Annotated in this window: 3 protein-coding genes; all 3 read right to left on the bottom strand. The window is 74.8% G+C overall.

The window, feature by feature from the left end; all coding sequences use genetic code 11:
- The coding region (locus tag AC2W7G_RS14255; protein ID WP_485869016.1) for a proline dehydrogenase family protein at positions 1-706 on the bottom strand (706 nt) is incomplete at its 3' end.
- Complete coding sequence (locus AC2W7G_RS14250; RefSeq protein ID WP_485869015.1) at positions 604-1614, bottom strand: proline dehydrogenase family protein; 1011 nt, start codon at positions 1612-1614, stop codon at positions 604-606. The genes AC2W7G_RS14255 and AC2W7G_RS14250, both read right to left, overlap by 103 nt.
- Positions 1615-1658: 44 nt before the next feature.
- Positions 1659-2246: MFS transporter (locus AC2W7G_RS14245; protein WP_485869014.1), on the bottom strand; the 588-nt coding region annotated here is incomplete at its 5' end.

Here is a 2246-nt window from a genome sequence, read left to right as displayed (position 1 = left end):
CCTCGCGGGCGCGCAGCAGCACGTCCTCGAGCGCGTCGCGCTCGGCCACCGCGTGGGCGGCGACGGTCTGCGAGCCCAGGTCGCACGACGCGGCGCGGTCCAGGATGCCGGCGGCCCAGGCCCGGTTCGCGGCGACGGCGGGATCGGTGTCGGGCGTGTTCTCGAAGCCGGGGCCGAAGACCGGCTGCTCGTGCCGGCGGTCCTGCACGCGGTGCGGGGCCGGGACGTAGTCGGCCGGCTCGTCGTCCAGGGCGGCCAGCGAGCGCAGGAAGCGGTCGCGCTCGCGGGCGAAGAGCTCCTCGGACTCGTGCAGCTCGAAGACCGCGGACATGAAGTTCTCCGGGCTGGCGTTCTCCTCGAGCCGGCGCACCAGGTAGGAGATGGCGACGTCGAACTCGCTGGGCCGCACGACCGGCGTGTAGAGCAGCAGGTGGCCGACGTCGCGGCGCACGGCGCCGGTGGGCCCCGTGGCCATGCCGAGCAGCATCTCGAACTCGACGGCGTCGCGGACGCCGCGCTCGCCGGCCAGCAGCCAGGCGTAGGCGACGTCGAACAGGTTCTGCCCGGCCACGCCGAGCCGCACCGCGTCCACCCGCTCGGGCGTCATGGCCCAGCGCAGCACCCGCTTGTAGCTCGTGTCGGTCTCCTGCTTGCTGTGCCAGGTGGCCAGCGGCCAGCCGTGGACGGTCGCGTCCACGGTCTCCATGGCCAGGTTGGCGCCCTTGACGACACGCACCTTGATCGGCGCGCGCCGGCGGCGCGGCGCTCGCTCGCCCAGGCCTGGAGCCGCTGCATCGCGGCCAGCGCGTCGGGCAGGTACGCCTGCAGCACGATGCCCGCCTCGAGCTGCGGGAAGTCGTCCAGGATCGTGGTGAACACCGCGAGCGTCAGGTCGAGGTCGCGGTACTCCTCCATGTCGAGGTTGATGAAGGTCGGCTCGCCCTCGGACGCGGCCTGGTACAGCGGACGCAGGCGCTCGACGACGCGGGCGACGGTCTCGTCGAAGGCCCACATCGACAGGTTGCTGGCGACGGCGCTGACCTTGATCGAGACGTAGTCGACGTCGGGGCGCACGAGCATCTCGCGGGTGCCGTCGAGCCGGTGCTGCGCCTCCTGCTCGCCGAGCACGGCCTCGCCGAGGAGGTTGAGGTTGAGCCGGTCGCCGTGCGCGCGCAGCCGGGCGATCGCTTGGTGAGCGGGCTCGGGGGGAGCGCGCGACGAGAGGTGGCCGACGATGCGGCGCAGCGTCCAGCGGGCGACGCCGACGACGGTGCCCGGCAGGACGACGGAGACCACGGCGCCGACCACGAGCAGGACGCGCTGGTACCAGGGCAGGAACCGGGGCACGCGGCGGGCCAGCCGCCGCAGCTGCCGAGCGGCCACGCGGGGGTCCTCCGGCCGCACGACGCGGTCGATGAACCCCAGGGTGAACTCCAGGCCGTGGGGGTCCTTGAGCAGCGCCGAGAGGCGGCGGGCCGACCGGTCCGGGCGGTCGTCCGAGGACGCCTCCAGCCAGGACCGGACGAGCTCGACGGAGGCGTTCCCCAGGTCGTGGGGAGCGGCCGTCTCGTGCGTCTGCGGGGGGTGGTTCGCGGGGCGCGTGTCGTCGGTCATCCGGGCCAGCGTACGACCGCCGTGGCCCGCCCGGCACCCCGCACTCAGGCGGGGCGTGCGGACCGGCGGCTCGCGGGTGACCCAGGCCAGCGCGGCGGTGACGCACCGGCCGCCAGCGGCACCAGGAACCCGGTCGCGGCGGGGTGCGCGTCGACCACCTGGCCGGACACCGCGGCACCGAGCGCGGTGCCCGCCGCCATGCCGGTCATCGTCCAGGTGATGCCCTCGGTGAGCCGGGTCGGCGCGACGTGGCGCTCGACCAGGCTGACGGCGGCGATGAGGGTCGGCGAGACCATGAGGCCGAGCAGGAGCATCGCGGCCGACAGCGTGACGACGTCGGGCGAGAGCCAGGCCGGCACCACGAGCGCGGCCAGCAGCACGGTCGTCACGCGCAGCCGGCGCAGCGGGTCGGTCGCGTTGAAGAACGCCCCGACGAGCAGCCCGGCCAGCAGGCTGCCCCCGGAGAACACCGCGAGCACGACGCCGGCGGCTCCCGGGGTGCCGGCCTCGTCGGTGAACGCGACGACGACCCACCTCGACGGCCCCGAAACATGACGCCGATGCCCGCGGCGGCGACGACCATCGGCCCGAGCAGCGCCCAGCCGATGGGCACGCTCGCGGTGCCGGGCACG

Source organism: Aeromicrobium sp. PFPM2_SD2 (genome assembly GCF_057364525.1).
Note: the sequence above shows the minus strand (reverse complement) of the source record. Positions and strands in the feature narration are given on the sequence as shown.

Coding starts and splice junctions, on each gene's coding strand:
- AC2W7G_RS14250 (WP_485869015.1), bottom strand. CDS start 1,614: ATGACCGACGACACGCGCCCCGCGAACCACCCCCCGCAGACGCACGAG.